Genomic DNA, 19608 nt, shown 5'->3' on the forward strand with positions numbered 1-19608 from the left:
GAAACAGTGGCAGAACTAAAGGGTTTGATATTGAACCATGATATTGATGCTTAAAATTAAAACCTTTTTAAAATAAAATTCATTAACGTAGACACAAGAATAAAAATATCTAATCAATTAATTTATATGGAGTTAACTAATAGTTATCTGACTAACTAAATTAAATAACAACTTATTTGGATGATATTTATGATAATAATAATTTATGTGAGAAATTGTTAAAATTAATGCCTTCCCATAATGAATTATTATCTATAATTTACCCTACCTGGCTAATTCAATAATTTCAATATTGTTAATAAGTTGCAGGTTAATAGTTAATGGATTCTATCAGAATCTGTTTTTTATAAAGTATCAAGTTATCGGTTAACACGCATTATGGAAAGATAGAATGAATAAAATAAAAAAATCAACACCGCCATTTTTTATCCCGTCTGGGCAAGATAAAGCACTGTTGGCCGTATTTGCACTCTCAGTTATGACTATGCCGCAGGTCGCTCAGGCTGCCTGTACCAATACCGGTGGAAGCGCCTATTTGTGTGAGAATGCCAATAGTGCAGGAATTGTTATTACCGGTACTGATATTGATATTCAAACTAACCCCGGATTCAGCGTAACGGTACCCGGCGTAGTCAATCCGGCCCTTGATATCAACGGAGGCGGGACGATTAGTTATATTGATACCAATGGTTCCCCGTTGAGCACCGGGGGAGATTATTCTCTGAATATTAATAATAACTCAGCAACGTCAAATTCAACCATTGTTCAGACCAACGGAGCGATTGGTAATGGTATTGCTATTGAACAAGTTAGTCAGGCTGACTCAATGGTTCAGGTTGATGTGACCGGTGGACTATCCGGTGGAGAAAATTCTGCGGTTCTGATTAATTCAAGCGTTCAGGGAAACTCATCGGTAGCGCTAAATACGCAGGCTATTTCCGGTGTGCAAGGCATCTACAGCGATAACGTTTCTTACGCCGGAGTGACAACCAGCAATTTTAATATTGCCGGGGATATTCATGTTAGCAAGCAGGGTGCCTACCTTAGTAATAGTGGTTATGGCGGCACCAGTCTTCTTAATCTCAATGCTAAAAATATCATTACCAATGCTGATTCTATACATATCAGTAATGCCAATGCCTCCGGTGGCGCGACGACCAATATTATTATTGATGGGAGTATCACCTCGGCCGATGGTCAGGCAGCAACCTTTAATAACGACGCCAACAACGGGCTTATCAGCTTCAAATTCCAAGCTGACAATGTCAGCAGCCAATACTTTGGTTTGACTGTCAATAACCATAATCAGAATGGTGCGGTGATCAATGATATTGCGCTGAGCGGAGACTTAACCGTTGCGCTTTCTGGCCAAGGTATTAGGGTAAATTCCAGCACCGCAGAGGGCGATGTCAGCTCTGAGATCAAACTAAAAAATGTGTATACATCATCTGAGTCTATTAATATTTACAACCATACCACCAAGGGCAATATAGTCTCTAATCTGAATGTATCTGGCGATATTATCTCCAGCAGTGGTGATGGCCTTTATATGATGAACAATTCATCTGAAGGTAATTCTGAAATCAATGCCAACGTTAACAATATCACTGCCGATATTCAGGCTATCAATATTAGCAATATGACTACGGCAGGAACGGCATTGACCGCAATGAGTGTCACGGGAGATATTCATGCGTGGTGGGGGGGAATTATTCAAACCACGGGCGATCGGGGGGATGCTACTACCACGATTGCTATGAATAATATGAACGCCGATGCTAACGCATTAACGCTCTACACCACCACAGATACGGGCACTGCAACGACAAATCTCAGCGTAAGCGGTCAAATGACATCAACCGGGAACTCAGGTATTGACCTTAATTCTTCGGTAGTTGACGGTAAAACCGTAACGGTTGTTGATGTGAATAATATCTCAAGCCTGGATAACGCTATTCATATCAGCAGTAATGTTCAGGGTATTGATTCAGGTGATTCAACAATTGATGCAATCACCCGAGGCTCAATCATTTCTCAGCAGGGGCAGGGAATCAATATTGAAACCAATACGGCCGAAACCTATCTCACTGTTTCCGGTCTGGTTCACGGCGGTGACGGTACCGCTATTGGTATTAATCGTCTTGATGGCCTGCAAAAATCCGCTACGCTGGAGCTCCAGTCCGGTTATGTTTTAGAAGGCATGACTCAAGCGCTGGTTATCAGCAAAGATTACGTTGACCTCGATTTTGCCTCACTTAATTTAGCCGACAGCCATTTAGTGCTTGGCGGCGCGGGCAACGCAGCATTTGATCTTAACCGCATTGATAATCGCCAAGAGGCTATTCTGGATGGCGATCCGAACCGTATTACCGGTTTTGGCACTCTGGCTAAAACCGGCAATAGCGTCTGGACTTTAACAGGCACTAACACCGCCAACGGTACGGTCAATTTATTTTCATCGGCCAGCGTTGAAGCCGGCGTTCTGGCCTTGGATAACTCAACGCTGGGAATCGCGACAGGCACGGCACTGACCGTCGCTAACGGTGCTGCGTTATCGTCTATTGGATCATCAATCCTAAGCGGTAATTTGACCAATTCAGGAGCAGTTCAACTGGCCAATCAGTATACCGGTGGTAATGGTAGCTTTGCCGGCGATACGTTGACTGTAACCGGTAACTATACCGGCAACAGCGGTGCATATCTGCTGATTGATACCGTGCTGGGCAATGATGATTCCGCCACTGACCGCTTAGTTATTAACGGTGACGCCTTAGGGGCTACCTCAATCAAAGTGAATAATGCCGGTGGCAATGGAGATCAAACCATTAAAGGGATCAACATTATCAATGTTGGTGGCCTGTCTTCGGACAGCACGTTTCTGCTTGATGGCGATTATGTCACGAAAGACGGTAAGCAAGCGGTGATTGGCGGGGCTTATGCTTATACCTTACAGGCCGATGGCGGAGCCGCTACGCCGGGGCGTGACTGGTATCTCACCTCTGAAATGTTACCAGAAGAACCGGGAACAGACGAGAGCCGCTATCAACCGGGGGTGCCGCTGTACGAGCAATATCCGCAGGTATTAGCCGCACTGAATACGCTGCCGACACTGCAACAGCGTATTGGCAACCGTTACTGGTCACAGGGTTCACCGACCGACAGCGCGGCTAATAATGACCAGTGGGCATGGGGGCGTATTGAAGGCAGCCATCAGTCATCGGATCCGGCCAGATCGACCAGCGGCTCACAGCGTGATATTGACCTGTGGAAATTACAGACCGGGGTAGATATTCCTTTGCATCAGTATACTGACGGTTCTTTGTTAACCGGCGGCGTCAACTTTATTTATGGCAAAGCCAATGCCGATATCACTTCTTATTACGGCGACGGTTCGATTGATACTTCCGGCTACGGTGTCGGCACTACGCTGACCTGGTACGGCACTGACGGAATGTATATTGACGGGCAGTTACAGACCATGTGGTTTGATAGCGATCTGAAATCCGATACGCTTGGCCGCACCATGGTTTCTGGCAATAACGGTCGGGGATATGCCTCTTCGATTGAAGGCGGTAAGCGCTATGCGCTGAATGAAGAAGGGCTGTCACTAACGCCACAAATGCAGTTGATCTATTCTCGGGTTGATTTTAACAGCTTCCGCGATCCCTATGGCAGCAAAGTTTCACCTCAGGACGGTAATAATCTGCGCGCCAGAATCGGAACCTCACTGGATAAAGAAGCTGCATGGGTGGCTGAAAACGGTACAACCAGCCGCACCCACGTTTACGGTAATGTAGATCTGTATAACGAGTTTACCAATGGTACTAAGGTCAAGGATTCCGGCGTTGAGCTCTCTACACGGGACGAACGTCAGTGGATAGGTATTGGTGCCGGCGGAACTTATGAATGGCAAAACGGCCGCTATGCGGTGTATGGCAATTTGAACCTGACCGGTGCAACCAATAATATCAGTGATAATTATGCCGTTGGTGGCGCTGTTGGTATAAGGGTAGGGTGGTAGGCTAGTTTTTAAGGGGCCGGAATTTTCCGGCTCCTGCATAGCGATAGATAAGTGGATTATCAATTTTCCGAACGGTTACTCTTCTTCAGTATCGTTAAGATCCATCTCTACATTTATTTCCAGCGCAATTTGGATAAACTGATCGACAGAATCAGACGGCAGTAAGATCTCTCTATAGCTGTCATCACCGGTATCAAAACCTAATAAACTGTAGCCTAAACTTTGCAATTGCTGATTACTGCGCACAAAAATCTGACGGGCATCCAGTTCGTTCACCGGGTCATCGACAGAATAATCGATATCAATCTTAATGCCTTCCAGTTCCAGCGCGTCGCCCAGCCAATCTAATGCAGACTCAGTATCTTTCCAGTCCACTGAAAAGCTGTTGCCGATCTGAGCTTCATCAATAAAGGATGCCAACGAATAGCCAAGAAAACCCTCGTGGAAGCTTTCACAAAAGGCGTCTTCACCCACTTCATCAATATGCTCTTCCAGCATATCTTTAAATCGTTCAATAGCTTCTTCAGCGTATTCCTTATCATCATTAAGCAGGTAGGCGAGCTTACTCACCGACGACATAATCTGTTCTACGATATTCAATAAATTGCCTGACATATTAACTCCGCTAGCTCTGTAAAAAATCCCTGTAATATCTACAGCCATTATGCGCTATTAAGTAACATGATGAGCGGTCAGGTGTCTATATTTACTCGATAAAGTCTTTACTTGTTTGGTTAATAAATACTTTATGATTCTTTATTGCTGGGGGGGGGAACTATCGATAGCCACCGTCTCCCCACTTTGTGGATTATGTAAATGAACCTCAAGCTGATTAAAGGCGATATCAATATTATTCTCTCTGCATAGGGTATCAATCGTGCGATTTAGTGCATCAACCGTACGGGTACGATATTTCAGTTCACCAACATAAAAACGGAGTTCATGTTCGAGCGTGCTGTCGCCAAAGTTGAGGAACAAGACTTGCGGCTCAGGATCGGATAATACATATTGATTTGATTTTGTCGCCTTCAATAATACTTCTCTTACCTTATCTAAATCAGAACCGTAGGCGACACCCAGCTTAATTGACACGCGGGTTATGGTATCTGACAGGGTCCAGTTAATCAGTCTTTCAGTCACAAAAGATTTATTGGGGATAATCACTTCTTTATGCTCGAAATCGATAATTTGCGTGGCTCTGATATGAATTTTACTGACTTTACCCGAGTAGGTACCAATAGTGATGGTATCTCCAATGCGGATTGGTCTTTCAAATAATATAATTAAGCCTGAAACGAAGTTAGCCAAAATTTCTTGTAAGCCAAACCCGAGTCCCACGGAGAGGGCGGCGGCCAGCCATTGAAGCTTATCCCATGAAATACCTAATCGCCCTAATGCAATCATCACGCCGATAACGGCAATCAAATAGGCTAATACTGAGGTAATAGCATAAGAGGTACCCGGCCTTAACTGTAGATGGGAAAGCACCGAGACTTCTAATAATCCCGGTAAGTTACGCATCATAATATAGCTAACGACGAGGATAATCAGACAGATTAATAAACTGCCCAGCGTCACCGACTGTAAGGTGGTGGTACCGGAAACCACTTCATCATAATTCCAAAGGGTAATGCTATATAAATAGGAGAGGTCAACGATAAGGTCCGACCAAATCCAGTAGAACAAGAACGCAAATAGCATGAAGAAAACCATGTTAATAATGCGCAAAGATTGATGATTAATCTGCTCCATGGCAAGCAGCGGCTCTTCAACCGGCACCGGCCCGTCATCCTCATTGCCTTCTTTCATTAATTCTTGACGGCGGGCCATTGCTCTACGGTAGGCCAGCTTTTGCGCTGCGACGCTTAAACCACGGACGGTGGTTAAAAACACATAATTCCAGGCAATCAATAAATAGAGGGTGTCAATCCAAGGGCTGGCCAGACGCAAGGTGGTATAAAAATAGCCTAATACCACCAGAACAATAAATATTACCGGCACCAAAGTTACAACGCAGACCACCGATAAACGAATAATAAATGAGTTACCGTTTTGCAGATAGCTACGGCACAAAGGAAAAATTTGGACGCACAGCGCCAGTAGAATAAATAGAATGATTCCCTGGCCAATTACATCATTCATTAGCCAAAGTGGGTTTTGCTCCCCCAATATTGAGCCAAAAATTAGCGGTAGAATCGTCAGTGACAGCAATAACGCTTGCCGCCGACGCTGAGTGCAATATTTAACCGGAACGGCAAAATGATGCACAACAAAACCTTTAGGTGACAAACTGTACCAAATAAACGAACACACCAACCAAAACAGCGACAGGTGTAAAGCCAGACGCCAGAAAAAATGGCTGGTACTCATTTCTGATTTTAAGCACACCAGTCCGATGGCAAAAATAAACAGGCTACCGGGAAGTGCTTTTATGAGCGTAAGGTAAATCGCGTGGGGGGTATTTAATTGACCATCGTGAATAAAATGCCCGACGTTTGCTGATAGCGTTTCAAGGCGCTTATTGATAGTACCCATCCGCCAGTATATTGCCACAATGGCAAACAATATTAACAGCAGGTAGCCACTGGCATTTTTACCCCCTTGAATCAGCTCATCAGTGGATATTTGTATTTTCATCTCACTAAGTTGCTGCTTAGCCTGTGTCGGAAACGTCATAAACCAAGATAAGTTCATCGGTTTATTACTGCTAACCCAAAATATCTGCTGGGCAAGAGTGCGGCGTATCGAGGTATTAATATCCGTTAACTGTTGCTGATTAACCTGTAGCTTAATTGACTGGGTCAACTGACTACCTAATTGCTCATTCAGTTGGCCCAATAGCCCGAGTCTGACTTCAACAATTTTATTTAGCGTGTTGCGTACATCATCAGATAACCCATCGGGATTTTGGCCTGAAATTAAGTTATCAATATATTTATCAGGCTCAAATAGCGCATTAATTTTCTGGTTAATATCAAACTTCTCAATGCGGATATTATCAATATGCAGATTTAAATCATTATTTAGCGAACCGGTCTGAAAATTTTGCTGCTGTTGATAGAGCAGGCGTGATAACAACAGGGTTCCGCGAAACATATTGATTTGTACGTTAAGGTTGCGTTGAGACTCCTGAATGCTATTAAGCCAGTTTCTGACCTGAATATTTTCCTCAACCAGACGATTAGTATCATTGGTTACCGCATTAAGGCGTTGGCCAATTTGATATATAGACTCCAGTTGCTTTTTCACTATCGGGTTTTGTTTAACGTCATCGGCCAGTTGCTCATCTTCAATAATATTTTTTGATAAGTTAAGCCTTTTGGTATTTAGCTCGGCCTGAAGCTGAAAAACAGCACTCTGCAATTTGCTGATGTAAACGGTGATATAGTCGATTTGCTTTTGCACTAGGCTATTTAGTCGGGTATTAATATCTAACCGACTGAATTCTAAAGCTCGCTGCGCATCAAACAAATTTTGCTGATTAACCATCATGATACGTTGAGTTGGCCTGGCCGTATCTGAAGACGAAAGATCGCTCAGCTGGTCCTGCAATAAAACCTGTTGATGAGAGATAGACTGAATCGCACTTTGAGCCCGCTCCGGTAATGTTTGTAATGAGGCGAGCTGGCTATTATAGGAAAAGAGATTTTCCTGAGCAATTTGTAAACGATTAGTCGCGTCATTAAGCTGGGTTTCTAGCTGTTTTATTGACAGTGCTTGTAATTGGTCTGATGAAGGAAGCAGCTGTTGGTTGTTATTTAGCGAAATAAGGTCGTCTATTTCGCTTTGTATTTGTGCCGGCTGTTTTTCTAACGCCGCTCGCTCCTGTGCGATATCACCAATTTTATCCATGTATTCTAAGGTGTGCATTAAATCGTCTTTCACCAATTTGTCTTGCGGTGTCAGATTCGTGCTGCCATTAAGGATATCAAGCTGGCTGTTGACTTCATCTCGGGTCGGGAATTGATTGCTGAGTGCCAGCGCAGGAGGAATAGCAAATAAAAAACAAAATACCAATAATACGGCCACTCGACGTATCAGAATGAATGGGTAAATGGTCGAATCAGTTGGTTTAATCATTTAATGACCCAATAAAGTGAGGGCGAAAAATAACAAAAAATTTGATAATAATCCGGATGATATCACTTTCAACCGGTGTTAAAACACATTTCATATTCGAGTATGCCACCACAAGGGCAGCATCCCCGACCAATCTTCTTAAGTGAACTAGGGTTAAAATTGATATTTAAGTCCTAAATTAACCAAAGTATCACTGTAGCTGTCATTCCCCAGCTGTTGAGCTACGCTGGTCCACAAAAACGTATTATTAGCCACCTGTCCCTGAGTACCCAACTTCAACTCGGCTAAATTTTGGCTACCCGCTTGATGAGTCTTAATACTATCCAACGTCGACCCAATAAGCTTACTGTTATTCATCCAGTTAGCTTCAGTATAGACCGAAAAAGGCATATTAAGTCCGCTTATCCTATTTCTGGATAATTTAACGCCCAAGCGAGTTTGAATATTATTGCTACCGTCAGACTGAACGCGGGTGCCGTTCAACTCAGTATGGTTATCAGCCCTTAAACCATTCCAAATAATTTGTGCCTGCGGAGTAATGGCAATCTGACTGCTCTCATTTTGCCGTAAGGATAACTTATAGCCGCTTTCAAATGATGCGCTGTATCCATTGATATTATAGCGCTCGCCGCTTAACCCGTCTCCGTTAACGCGAGCATGTAACCAGCTATAGTTAATCCAGCTATCGGCATAAAAACCATTATGCGTGTTTGCATTCTGATACCAGGTCGCATACAGACCCGTACTATAGCCATCAACTAGTGCTTTTGATGAGTAAGAACTCCTCACTGAATCTGTATGGGTTGACGCAGAGCCATAGCCAAACATGGTTCCTAATCCTAGGCTATCTGCATCACTAAAATGGGTGGTCAGTACTTCACCTCCGCCTTGTACCACATAACGGTTTGTTTGGTTATGCAATTGGGCAGAACCATCGCGAAAACGGGTATGAGCCCCGGACTGACGTAACCATAGGCTTGAGTTTTCAGCCCGGCCATTACGATCTTCCAACCGTTGGTTAAACAATTTACTGGCAATAGCCATATTGGCCATATAACTGCCGGATTCAGGACGCTGAATATGGCCTGATGGTTTTCCGCTATTACCATTATTATTGCCGTTTTCATTCGGTGTTTCAGGGACATAAGGTTTTTCAGGTTCGGGAGTTGTTGGGTGCTCAGAGCGCAAATACCACCCGCCATCAACGTTATTAGCACCATTCTTATGGAGATAATATTCATAGGGTCCGGCGACGATGCGACCATTCTGAATAAACTCACCGTCGGAATTGCCTCTAACGTCAATCAGTTTAATACCCTCGATAGTATCGGCACCTAAACCACCTGCATGAATGACGCTAATATTAGTGATTCCGGAGGTATTGCCCTTAACCATCATAAAATCGGTTACCGAGTTATCCCCCCCAAGTAGGCTATTAAATATGATATGGCCGTTATTACCAATGTAATCACCAATAATGGTTAAACTTGCTCCTGATGCAGAAGGAGAGTTATTCATCACCATTACCCCTGAATTGGATAGCGTAGCGATAGTCTGCCGGGTACCGCCAAGACGTAATATCGAGCCCTGCGCCAGGGTATATTTTGAGTTTAGACTTAACGCTCCGTCGGAGGCTGCTTCTAATACTGCACCGCTGTGTATAAACGTCGGGCCCCAATAGGTGTTAAGACCCGATAATGTCGTATTGCCTGAGGTAATATCCACTATGCCCGCACCGCTCAGGCCGGGAGTAAACAGGTAATTATCTGATGTGTGGTTAAAATTAAGACTACTGTTATTAGCCCCTAAGTTAATCGTATTGGCATGAATAAAACCTGGTTTATCTGCCGTATCAGTCCCGCCAATGATAATACTTCCGTTGGTACCGACAGAAATTGTACCGGCAGTCACGCTACCGCTATCGGTCAGGATTAAGCTGCCTTTACTGTTACTACCTTCGGCAATAAATACATTTCCACTATTAATCCACTGGGAGTCGGAGCCCGTAACTATAGCTGATGCAGTAGAATTAAATTTTGCTATATGACCGCTGACACTGGTTACTGTTGCACCATTTTCAATGAGTAGGACGCCGCTACTGTCCGTATGTGCAATCGTCAAATCGCCGGTGTTCTGCCATAAAGAATGAGAACCTGTGACGAGAACTTCACCTGTGGCAGCCTGATGACCAATATAGCCAACGGTGTTACTAACCTTTGCGCCATCAGCAATAGTCAGCTTTCCTTCACTCTGGAACCCGACGCTTAACTCGCTGGTATTTATCCACTGACTGTTTTCACCGGTAACCGTGGTAATACCTTTTGAACCGTTAATGTACCCAACATAGCCTAAGCGACTGTCCACTCGACCACCATTAGTAATAGTCAAAACTCCGGGAGTCCCGTTACCTCTGTTTCTGCCAACGTACAGATCGCCTGCGGTATCCAATACTTGGCCTTCACCTACAAATTTCTCACTATTATTGATGGTTAGATCGGCAAGCGCATGGACAGGTAATAATAAGAGGGCCAATGAGGTTCCACACATCACAACGCCCCGATACATATCGGGGATTAACTTATCTTTTATGTTCATTATTAATCCGTTAATTTATGTGTAAATATAAAATGGTGATAATTAGATGATGGCTTGGCAACAAAGCCATACCAGCACAATATCTATTAATCAGCTGATTTCAACGGAGAAATATTAGAAAACGATATATAACTGAATATGATTTATATTCGGTTATATATGTTTATTCAGTTTTACGAAGTTACCTGCTAAAAAACGAGTGACTGGCACTCACTAGTTTCTTAAACAAAGAAAGTAGGGGACTTTATCGCCAGAGAAAACAAAACCGGCCTGACCTTGCGGATATATATGAACGTTTAACCCTCTATTCCTGGTCAAGAAAAAATCAGGTAACGCATTTTTGAGCATTAATATATCGTTATAATTTGGATGGGTGGTATTGGAAGTTAATAAGTAATCATTACCTTCTTTATGGTAGCTAAATTTAACATTTATTTTTATCGGCTTTGGTTCGCCACCGTTAGGAATAAAATAGCCAGAGCTTTCCACATCACCTTTACCTGAATTGAAGTTATATTGAACATCCATTTCCAGCAAGTTATCTTCGTTTTGGATATAAAAACGGCTCTCACAAGAGAAATCATCTTCTTGATGCTTAACATAGCTGTAGTAACCGGCGATAGCGAGGGCGAAAATGACCAGAGTTAATATATACAGTTTAGCTATATTATTTTTCATTTTTACCTCTGGAGTAGAACTTTGAATCACAGTGGCTATCTTGAGTAATCTGAGTACTGTCACATCGGATAATGGAAGTGTACTCGGAGGTCTTATCAATGGTCATAAATAAGACGCTATTGTTAGCATTACAGGCTATCTTATTGTTGTTTATAAAATTAACGTACTTTGCCACATCACGCTCTTTATCTGGCACATAGAGGCTACAGCCATTGACGTCGTCACTTTTCTTATAACCATCAAGGAATTTTTTCGGCTCTTTGATCAGCAGCGTGAAGGTTAATGCAATAGCAAAAAACACTAGCGTACTGATGACAACGCCACGCCAGGAGTTAGGGGTATGGCCGGATTTTCTATCCGTTGGTGCTAACTCTTCACTTGCTGACGTGGATAAAGGAGTAGAAAGGGTGCTGACTTGCTCGGTTTCGCGCGGTTGTTCAATAATAACTAAATTTTTCGGACCAACTTCTTGTGTAAACGGCGTTATCACAACGTCTTCGTCCAGCATCAAGCCTCTTTTAGGCACGGTTTTAATGATTTCTTCCGGTAAGCCAACGCTTTTAAGTGCTTTACGCAGTAAAGAGATATTTTGATAAAAAGTATTTGCTGTAACGTAGGTTCCGCGCTGTTCCCAAGCCTTATCAAAGAGGTCCTCTTTACTGACAACGGTATTTTTTCGCTCAATAAGCAGCAGTAAACAGCGACTGGCGGGGATGTTCAATGAGGTTTCAACACCGTTATGCCCTTTAACGGGCACCAGTCGGTGCTCTTCTGAGTGGAAAATAACCACATGGTTAATAAGATAGCTTTTATTCATTGTTTAGTGTCTTAAAGAGTTAATCCTAAAAGTTAGTACTATCTTTGGTTAAAGTTTACCTTAAGGTACAGGTTAACACCACGTTAAGATAATTAATGCTAAAAATTTTTCTTATTAAGAAATTTAACATATCAGTGTGATGGCGGCATTTTTATTTTAGGTGCAGCCTGTAAGTTGCATTAAATCAATAGGTTGCACAACACTCTTATTTGTTAAAAAAAAGTTATTAACAAAAAGATCTTGTTTATCTTATTTAATAGTGAATAAGTGAAAATTGACTAACACAAATAGTGATACTCACTTAATCTAATCGTCATTCAGCAGGCACCTGAAGTGAGTGATTGCATTTAAATGGCAACACTTATTGGGTAGCTGAATAATCTGGATAAATTTAAATTCTAGATTATTATGTTCATTGAGATGCATACTGTGATAATCAGGCTTTACTGCTGATTAATTAAATTAATTGCTCTTATGTATCAATCTATTCCCTTTAATTAAGATATCATCTGGTATTAATGGTTTGAATCACTATCTAACTTGTTTTATTGATCTATTGAAAACATATTTATGTTTATTATAATCAATACAACACATTTTGGTTTGTGAAAATACAAGTTCAAACCTTAATCACGGATGTCGTATGGCGGATATATGGATAATAAACTACACGGCTTTCTAATTGGCTCAGATATTCAAGTCGACATTAACAACAAGCGGTTAATTAGAGTATCTTCTGGTAATTCAGATAAAATATTAAACTTTAGCGCTGTCGTTCTTAAAGATATTGTAATGAAGTTGCTGATTTATATTCTTACTAATGCCCGTGATGACGTAGTCAGTAAAGAAGAAATACTTAAAAACGTCTGGGATGATAATAATTTAAGCTCATCGAATCAACGTTTATGGCAAGTTGTCAATGAGCTAAAAGAGAAACTTTCATTAATAGGAATATCTCCGGATTTTATTGTGAATCAGAGAGGGAAGGGATATAAAGTAAATCATTCCTACATAACACCTCTTTATTATAAAGAGTCAAACTATGTCTGAAGTATATCTAATAAATATTAATGTTAATGAATAGCATAATTAATTAGTGATGGCTATTGCTTAAATTAATTTCAGGAGAAATAAAATGCTTAATAACACCCCAATATGTACTCATTGTGACAGTTCCAACAATGTTAAAAAATATGGTTTAGCTCGCTCAGGCTTACAGCGCTACCGTTGTGGTCATTGTAATAAAACCTTTCAGGCGAAGTATATTTATCCAGCCTATGAGGAAAATATGGCTAAGCAAGTACAGAACTTACTGTCTAAGGGCAAAACCAAGATTCAAATTTGTGGCATTTTAAAGTTACGTCACTCTGTTGTTGACCGCTATTTATAGGTAATGCTGATGATCTGTGAGCACGCTATAACTGAAAGAGATAAAAATGCCAATGTTGACGATGAAAGCATTATCACTATCCATACCGAGATCGTTAGTAATCTGGTTGGCTGGATTAATGAAAATTTAGAATTGCCAATTAATATTAGTATGATTGCGAGAAAATCAGGCTATTCTCGCTGGCATTTTCAACGAATTTTTAAACATGTAACTGGCCAATCATTGGCGCTTTACATCAGAAGGCAACGGTTATACAAAGCGGCGTGGGAACTTAGGCACAGCCGCTTCAACATCACTGATATTGCCTATAAATATCAGTTTGATTCACAACAAAGTTTTTGGCGGGCATTTAGAAAAGAGTTTTCGATTACACCATCAATGTATCGAAAAATAATCAACTACAATAAAAATAGTTAGTTACGCATTGGATATGAAATTTAAGGCTATTTTATATGCTGAAAATATGTAATCGTTTATATTAACAGCAACGCAGTGAAACTATCTAACTAACTCTCTTTTTTGGTTTTTTATCGTTATTGAAAGTGATGGTATACATTGCAACATTTACTGCTAATGGTTGCGATTGTTTGTTTTTATATATCACTATCTCGGCTAGGTGTGACATATCATGTGGTATTTGCCCATATTTTATCTCATTAAATGATTTTATTGGGATATTGAAAACATATCTTTGTTAATTATAATCATGGCAACACATTAAATAACTCCAGCGATAGTAATTATATAACCTCAATTACGGACAATGACTGGTAGGATGTTATATAGATGAAACTACATGGTTTTTTAATCGGTGCTGATGTACAGGTTGATATCGATAACAACAGGCTTATCAGAGTATCTTCTGAAAACTCACATAAAATTCTAAATTTTAGCGCTATCGTTCTTAAAGATACGGTCATGAATTTATTAATATTTCTTCTTACTCATGCCAGTGAAGAGGTTGTGACTAAAGAGGAGATAATGCGTGAGGTTTGGGATGAAAATAACTTAAGTTCGTCGAATCAACGTCTGTGGCAAGTTGTGACCGAGTTAAAAGAAAAGCTATCATTAATTGGAATGCCACAAGATTTCATTATTAATATGAAAGGAAAGGGATATAAAGTTAATTACCCCAATATAACTCCGCTTTATTATAGAAAATAGTTTTTTTAATTATTTTTCTAACTGATATTTAGTTGAACCCGACAATAAACAGGGCGCTTTATCCTTTGCGCTGTATCACTTCGCGAGTAACCTTACCTGTCATTACCATTCAGGCCATGAGTTTTCATGGCCTGATACTTTAGTGGTTATACATTCAATCCATTCATGATAAATTATCCAAATCGTTGTATATATAAAAGTATAGCGAAATTTAGTTATACAAATTGTCCTAGAAAAGGAAAGGCGTGTTCAAATGCAGACCAAGCTGCTAATTTTTATAAATTAGAAAAAATAAGGCTGACACCATGATTATTAACGATATTGATTTTGCTACCCTGTATAAAAACCATATGGCTAAAGCCGGGCGGGTGACTAAACCGGCCAGCAGTTGGGATGCCAAAGCGGAAAAAATGGCAGAAAGCTGTGCTAATCCTGAGGATGAATATCTAAAGAAGTTTCTGTCCATGATGGATCTGACCGGTGCTGAAACGCTACTGGATATCGGATGCGGCCCGGGAACCATCTGTCTACAGGTTGCCGATCGGCTGAAACACGTTTATGGTCTGGATTACAGCGCAGGTATGTTAGCAGTTGCCCAACGCAGAGCTAAAGTGATGAAACAGGATAACGTTACTCTGTTTCAACGGGCATGGGATGACAGTTGGGATAGCATTCCTGAATGTGACATTGTGGTAGCGTCCCGCTCAACGCTGGTTGCAGATATGGCATCAGCCCTTAAAAAATTGAATGATAAAGCCCGGTTAAGGGTTTATACCACCCATACTATTGATCCTCATTTTATGGATATCCGTATTCTGCGCGCGCTAGGTCGGGAAAGTACGGGTTTACCTAACTATATCTATCCGTTGAATATTTTATGTCAGATGGGAATTAACCCGCGGCTGGACTATATCTACAGCCGTAACTGCCAGTCTCGTGTTGACAGCTATGAAGAGTTTGAAAAATCTATTAGCTGGTCATTAGGTGAATTAACCGAGTCGGAACAAAATGCTCTGTATGCCTACTACCAGAAAGGCAAGGATGGCCCTGAGCCGTTGATTTCTCCGCTGCGTGGCTGGGCGTTTATTTCATGGGATAAAACTCAGACGCGCAGATAATTATCATGGTGTGATCCTGATACTGATTTCACTCCGCCAGATACATTAAACGATGACTACCGAATTAGGATCGAACTGCGGATTTATTTCTGAACCTTGATAACCGCGCGGATTAGACAGGACCTTAGTCTGCCCGATGCGCAGGTCGGTATTATTGTGTATATGACCATGAATCCAAAGCTGTGGCTGATATTCAACAATCAACTCACTGAGATCGCTGGCATAGGCCGTTGCAAGAAGATCATTTTGAGCGGATAGAGGCACAGAACCAAGACAGGGTGCGTGGTGGGTCACGACAACGGTTGGCCCATACCGATGTTCGGCCGCCAATTCTCTTTGAATAAAACTTCGTGTTAAGTAGTGAAGCTGACGAGCATTTTCTGGCGTAAAAGAGCGGTAGGCACCATTTTTCTCATAACGAATCTTCTTATAGTCATTCATGCGATCGCTCACAGTCCGCATTGCCAACTCGCGGGTTTCGGCCCCGAACAGGCTGAAATCCGTCCATAAAGTACCGCCAAGAAAGCGCACGTCATCAATAATAACAGGTTGGGAATTATCCAGAATATGAACGTGACTTCCGGACGTTGCCTCTTTCCATTTACGCAGCGCCCGTTGAATCGAGGTACCATAGCTTTCATGATTTCCCAATACCATCACCGTTGGAATATCATGGGTTTGGCGCAGTACCCAATCAAAATATTTGGGCTTAGTCATACCAATATCACCGGCTAACACAATAACGTCCGCATCAACCTCAGGCAGGCTATAGCTGATATTGTTTTGACAAAACTCGAGATGTAAATCACTTTGATATTGGATGCGCATATCTGATTCCTTAACGCCCGCTGTTGTGCATCATGCCCTTAATGCCATTCTAGCCTGAGGTTAATTAAACCTTCAACGCCATATTGGTTTCTGATTAGCCTCAATATTTACCTGACAGGCCAGAGTAGGATAATATCCGTACAAATCTTAGGATAATTCCTTTATTAGTTAGCTAACCGGATGAGATATTAGAATGGAACTTTATATTGGTTTGGCTATTGCTGCCATTGTCATCATATGGGTGATTTTGACCTATAACCGTTTTATCTCTCTGCGCCGTTTTAAAGATGAGGCATGGAGCGGTATTGCGGTACAGCTAAAACGTCGTCACGATCTGGTGCCTAACTTACTCAGCTTGGTTAAACGCTATGCTCAGCATGAAAAGGAATTGCTGGAAGCCATCGCCGGCCAGCGCACTAATCTGGTGGGGGATACCCGTCAGGTTGCACAAAATGAACAACAGTACTCCGGTATTTTAGGCCGCGTTTTTGCATTGGCTGAAGCTTATCCTGAGTTAAAAGCCAACGAAAACTTCCTTTCTTTACAACAATCCCTGGCTGAAATTGAAGAACAGCTCCAGATGGCACGTCGCTATTTCAACGGAACGGTGCGAAATTTAAATATTCTAGTGGAATCGTTTCCTAGCCTGTTAATAGCAAAACTGTTTAATTTTAAAGCCGATTCATTTTTTGAGCTCGAGAGCCCTGAAGAAGCACAATTACCACGGATGGAATAATGGCATGGTTAGCTTATCAGGCGTAATACGCTACAGTTTCCTGCTGCTGGCACTCATTTTCGGCAGTGCTCGGGCGGTATCTTCTGATATAGCAATCAGTGAGAATGCGGCATCACCCGAGTTTATCTCTAGCGAATATAACGTGAAAGATGATGGCTTAATTTCAGATACCGACCATCACCAATACGAACATATTCTCTTGTTTGATGCGCAGGCTGGTTTTGCTCCTGAAGGCGTTATGACGATTAACGAGCATATTCAGCTCAGGTCAACCGGAGATCGGATCGAACGCGGAATTTTTCGTACGCTACCGTTAACCTGGAAGCGGCAAGACGGTAAATTCTTTAGCGTTAATTACCAAATTAATCAGGTGTGGCGCGACGGTAAACCGGAACCATACAGTTTGATCAAAGACGGTGACATTCTCACCATTCGTATCGGGAGCGCTAATCAACTTTTATCTCCGGGTCTGCATAACTATGTGATCCAATATGAGATCGACAACCATTTCAGCCGTTTCCCTGACTGGGATGAGCTGTACTGGAACGTTACCGGCAACGGCTGGGCATACGACATTGATAAAGCGCGCTTTAGCCTACAGCTTCCTGATTCATCAGAATTTCTTGATAACAACGGTAAAGACAGCCGACTGCAATCGATCGACGTGTATACCGGCACCGTTGGCGAAAAAGGGCATAACGCCAAAATCCTTGCTGATGGCAGCGTCGAAACCCTTCAACCGCTACGCACAGGCGAAGGGCTAACGGTTGCTTATACTTGGCCCCGTTCTATATTGAGCCTGGCGCCGGCACCACAATCAACCTATCCGTTGCTCCATTTACTACTTCCTTCATCAGAAACTAAAATATTGTGGATGCCGGTATTGGTTATCGCTCTATTTTACTTATTTTGGTGGTGCAGGTATGTTCTGGCCGCCAAATTGAAAATGCCTGCGGTTATTCCTTTGTATTCAGTACCCGAGGGAATTACGCCCGGGTATATCCGTTATATCAATCACGGTAAATACGATGTATTTGGCTTTAGCAGCGATATTTTGAATCTGGTTGCTAAACGTTATCTCGATATCACACAAACAAATAAGCCGTCTAATAAGCAAAAACCGCTCAAGCAACGTTCAGTCAACAAGCAATGGCTAGCCCGCAGGCCCAAGGGTAATAACAGCCCGCTAAATATTGATGAAAAACAGCTATTAAACAATCTCTTCTCAAGTATCTCTGGCCCGATCGACCTGAGTCATTCTTATCATAAAACCCTGCAAAAGGCATACGAAACATTGTCTAAAAAGTATGAGGGAGAGCGGAAAAAGCTATTTCTCAATATATATGGCATCAGGTTTTATATTGGCTTGCTGATACTCCTGATACCGATCATATGCGCTAACGCATTCAGCCTGCTTACTGCATTAGTCACCATTCCTACGGCGCTACTGCTGTTACTTGGCGGCTCATTACTGTTTTTATTTATAAAACAGCTATTAGACCCAAGCCGGTTTAGCAAAATTAAAGGATGGATAGCTCCCTTTTTCGCCTTAACTACCGGTTCGTTGTCATTGTATGTCGGCATACGTATCTTTATGGCGATTCCGTTAACGGAAATGCCGGCCGGATACGCCGGGGCATTAATCAGCGCTATTTTACTGGCGCTGATTTTAAGAAAAATAGCGCCGCGTCATACCCAGCTAGGGTTGAATGATTTAGCCTTAGCAAAAGGGCTGAAGATGTATCTGGGTACGGCTGAGCGGTATCGCTATCAGGCGCTTTACCCACCAGAGCAGATCGTTTCTCACTTTGAAAAGATGCTGCCATATGCTCTGGCCTTAGGCGTAGGTAAAACCTGGGCAAATACCTTTGCCCAATATCTGGAAACTACCGGTGCGGTATCTGACGCTTTTGTCAGCGGTGACTGGGAGCATGTAAACCGTTTTAGTGAGTCCTGCCGCTCATCATCAGTGAGAACCAGAACCGGCAACGGATCATCTGGCTCAAGCTCGAGATCCGGCTCAAGCAGTAGTGGTTCAGGCTCTTCCGGTAGGGGATCATCCGGTGGAGGTTCCGGTGGCGGAGGGGGCGGTGGCTGGTAATTTTTAATCACTGCTGATGCTGTCTTATTCATCTTTGAAATGTTAACCGCGCGGCATATTTTAAACCAGTCGGTTGATAT

14 protein-coding genes are annotated in these 19608 nt (G+C 42.2%); 8 read left to right on the forward strand and 6 right to left on the reverse strand.

Going from position 1 to position 19608, the window contains the following annotated elements; genetic code table 11:
• Window positions 1–391 precede the first annotated feature (391 nt).
• Window positions 392–4021: an autotransporter outer membrane beta-barrel domain-containing protein gene (locus YWE_RS0100935; RefSeq protein WP_153071447.1), complete on the forward strand. Its 3630-nt coding sequence runs from the start codon at window positions 392–394 to the stop codon at window positions 4019–4021.
• Between the two features lie 75 nt (window positions 4022–4096).
• Here YWE_RS0100935 and YWE_RS0100940 read toward each other — a convergent pair whose 3' ends face one another.
• The 5 genes from YWE_RS0100940 to YWE_RS28870 all read right to left on the reverse strand — a co-directional run bounded on the left by YWE_RS0100940 (window position 4097) and on the right by YWE_RS28870 (window position 12191).
• Entirely contained in the window at window positions 4097–4636 is a 540-nt protein-coding gene (locus YWE_RS0100940; RefSeq protein WP_029092825.1) for a DUF6630 family protein, read from the reverse strand.
• 141 nt (window positions 4637–4777) lie between these two features.
• Entirely contained in the window at window positions 4778–8101 is a 3324-nt protein-coding gene (gene mscK / locus YWE_RS26220; RefSeq protein ID WP_051323112.1) for a mechanosensitive channel MscK, read from the reverse strand.
• 153 nt (window positions 8102–8254) lie between these two features.
• Window positions 8255–10696 (reverse strand): autotransporter family protein, encoded by a 2442-nt coding sequence (locus tag YWE_RS26225; RefSeq protein ID WP_051323113.1) that lies wholly within the window; start codon window positions 10694–10696, stop codon window positions 8255–8257.
• A 213-nt stretch (window positions 10697–10909) separates the two neighbouring features.
• Window positions 10910–11374 (reverse strand): hypothetical protein, encoded by a 465-nt coding sequence (locus YWE_RS0100960; protein ID WP_029092826.1) that lies wholly within the window; start codon window positions 11372–11374, stop codon window positions 10910–10912.
• Window positions 11364–12191: a transcriptional regulator gene (locus YWE_RS28870; RefSeq protein ID WP_051323114.1), complete on the reverse strand. Its 828-nt coding sequence runs from the start codon at window positions 12189–12191 to the stop codon at window positions 11364–11366. The genes YWE_RS0100960 and YWE_RS28870 overlap by 11 nt, the downstream gene beginning before the upstream one ends.
• Window positions 12192–12845: 654 nt before the next feature.
• Between YWE_RS28870 and YWE_RS26235 the strand changes: the two genes are divergently transcribed.
• The 5 genes from YWE_RS26235 to YWE_RS0100990 all read left to right on the forward strand — a co-directional run bounded on the left by YWE_RS26235 (window position 12846) and on the right by YWE_RS0100990 (window position 15863).
• Window positions 12846–13241, forward strand: a complete 396-nt coding sequence (locus tag YWE_RS26235; RefSeq protein ID WP_036014622.1) for a winged helix-turn-helix domain-containing protein — start codon at window positions 12846–12848, stop codon at window positions 13239–13241.
• Between the two features lie 85 nt (window positions 13242–13326).
• Window positions 13327–13581, forward strand: coding sequence for a transposase-like zinc-binding domain-containing protein (locus YWE_RS31800; RefSeq protein ID WP_036014623.1), 255 nt, complete (start codon window positions 13327–13329; stop codon window positions 13579–13581).
• 9 nt (window positions 13582–13590) lie between these two features.
• Window positions 13591–13998: a helix-turn-helix domain-containing protein gene (locus YWE_RS26245; protein ID WP_051323116.1), complete on the forward strand. Its 408-nt coding sequence runs from the start codon at window positions 13591–13593 to the stop codon at window positions 13996–13998.
• Between the two features lie 369 nt (window positions 13999–14367).
• Entirely contained in the window at window positions 14368–14745 is a 378-nt protein-coding gene (locus YWE_RS0100985) for a winged helix-turn-helix domain-containing protein (protein WP_029092827.1), read from the forward strand.
• A gap of 305 nt (window positions 14746–15050) precedes the next feature.
• Window positions 15051–15863, forward strand: coding sequence for a class I SAM-dependent methyltransferase (locus YWE_RS0100990; protein WP_029092828.1), 813 nt, complete (start codon window positions 15051–15053; stop codon window positions 15861–15863).
• A 45-nt stretch (window positions 15864–15908) separates the two neighbouring features.
• On the opposite strand, the gene YWE_RS0100995 is transcribed toward YWE_RS0100990, so the two are convergent.
• Window positions 15909–16691 (reverse strand): metallophosphoesterase, encoded by a 783-nt coding sequence (locus tag YWE_RS0100995; protein ID WP_029092829.1) that lies wholly within the window; start codon window positions 16689–16691, stop codon window positions 15909–15911.
• Window positions 16692–16884: 193 nt separating this feature from the next.
• Between YWE_RS0100995 and YWE_RS0101000 the strand changes: the two genes are divergently transcribed.
• Complete coding sequence (locus YWE_RS0101000) at window positions 16885–17427, forward strand: LemA family protein (protein ID WP_029092830.1); 543 nt, start codon at window positions 16885–16887, stop codon at window positions 17425–17427.
• Window positions 17428–17431: 4 nt separating this feature from the next.
• Entirely contained in the window at window positions 17432–19528 is a 2097-nt protein-coding gene (locus YWE_RS0101005; RefSeq protein ID WP_029092831.1) for a DUF2207 domain-containing protein, read from the forward strand.
• The last annotated feature ends 80 nt before the right edge of the window (window positions 19529–19608 follow it).

This window comes from Budvicia aquatica DSM 5075 = ATCC 35567, from assembly GCF_000427805.1.
GTDB lineage: Bacteria > Pseudomonadota > Gammaproteobacteria > Enterobacterales > Enterobacteriaceae > Budvicia > Budvicia aquatica.

Coding starts and splice junctions, on each gene's coding strand:
- YWE_RS0100935 (WP_153071447.1), top strand. CDS start 392: ATGAATAAAATAAAAAAATCAACACCGCCATTTTTTATCCCGTCTGGG.
- YWE_RS0100940 (WP_029092825.1), bottom strand. CDS start 4,636: ATGTCAGGCAATTTATTGAATATCGTAGAACAGATTATGTCGTCGGTG.
- mscK (WP_051323112.1), bottom strand. CDS start 8,101: ATGATTAAACCAACTGATTCGACCATTTACCCATTCATTCTGATACGT.
- YWE_RS26225 (WP_051323113.1), bottom strand. CDS start 10,696: ATGAACATAAAAGATAAGTTAATCCCCGATATGTATCGGGGCGTTGTG.
- YWE_RS0100960 (WP_029092826.1), bottom strand. CDS start 11,374: ATGAAAAATAATATAGCTAAACTGTATATATTAACTCTGGTCATTTTC.
- YWE_RS28870 (WP_051323114.1), bottom strand. CDS start 12,191: ATGAATAAAAGCTATCTTATTAACCATGTGGTTATTTTCCACTCAGAA.
- YWE_RS26235 (WP_036014622.1), top strand. CDS start 12,846: ATGGATAATAAACTACACGGCTTTCTAATTGGCTCAGATATTCAAGTC.
- YWE_RS31800 (WP_036014623.1), top strand. CDS start 13,327: ATGCTTAATAACACCCCAATATGTACTCATTGTGACAGTTCCAACAAT.
- YWE_RS26245 (WP_051323116.1), top strand. CDS start 13,591: ATGATCTGTGAGCACGCTATAACTGAAAGAGATAAAAATGCCAATGTT.
- YWE_RS0100985 (WP_029092827.1), top strand. CDS start 14,368: ATGAAACTACATGGTTTTTTAATCGGTGCTGATGTACAGGTTGATATC.
- YWE_RS0100990 (WP_029092828.1), top strand. CDS start 15,051: ATGATTATTAACGATATTGATTTTGCTACCCTGTATAAAAACCATATG.
- YWE_RS0100995 (WP_029092829.1), bottom strand. CDS start 16,691: ATGCGCATCCAATATCAAAGTGATTTACATCTCGAGTTTTGTCAAAAC.
- YWE_RS0101000 (WP_029092830.1), top strand. CDS start 16,885: ATGGAACTTTATATTGGTTTGGCTATTGCTGCCATTGTCATCATATGG.
- YWE_RS0101005 (WP_029092831.1), top strand. CDS start 17,432: ATGGTTAGCTTATCAGGCGTAATACGCTACAGTTTCCTGCTGCTGGCA.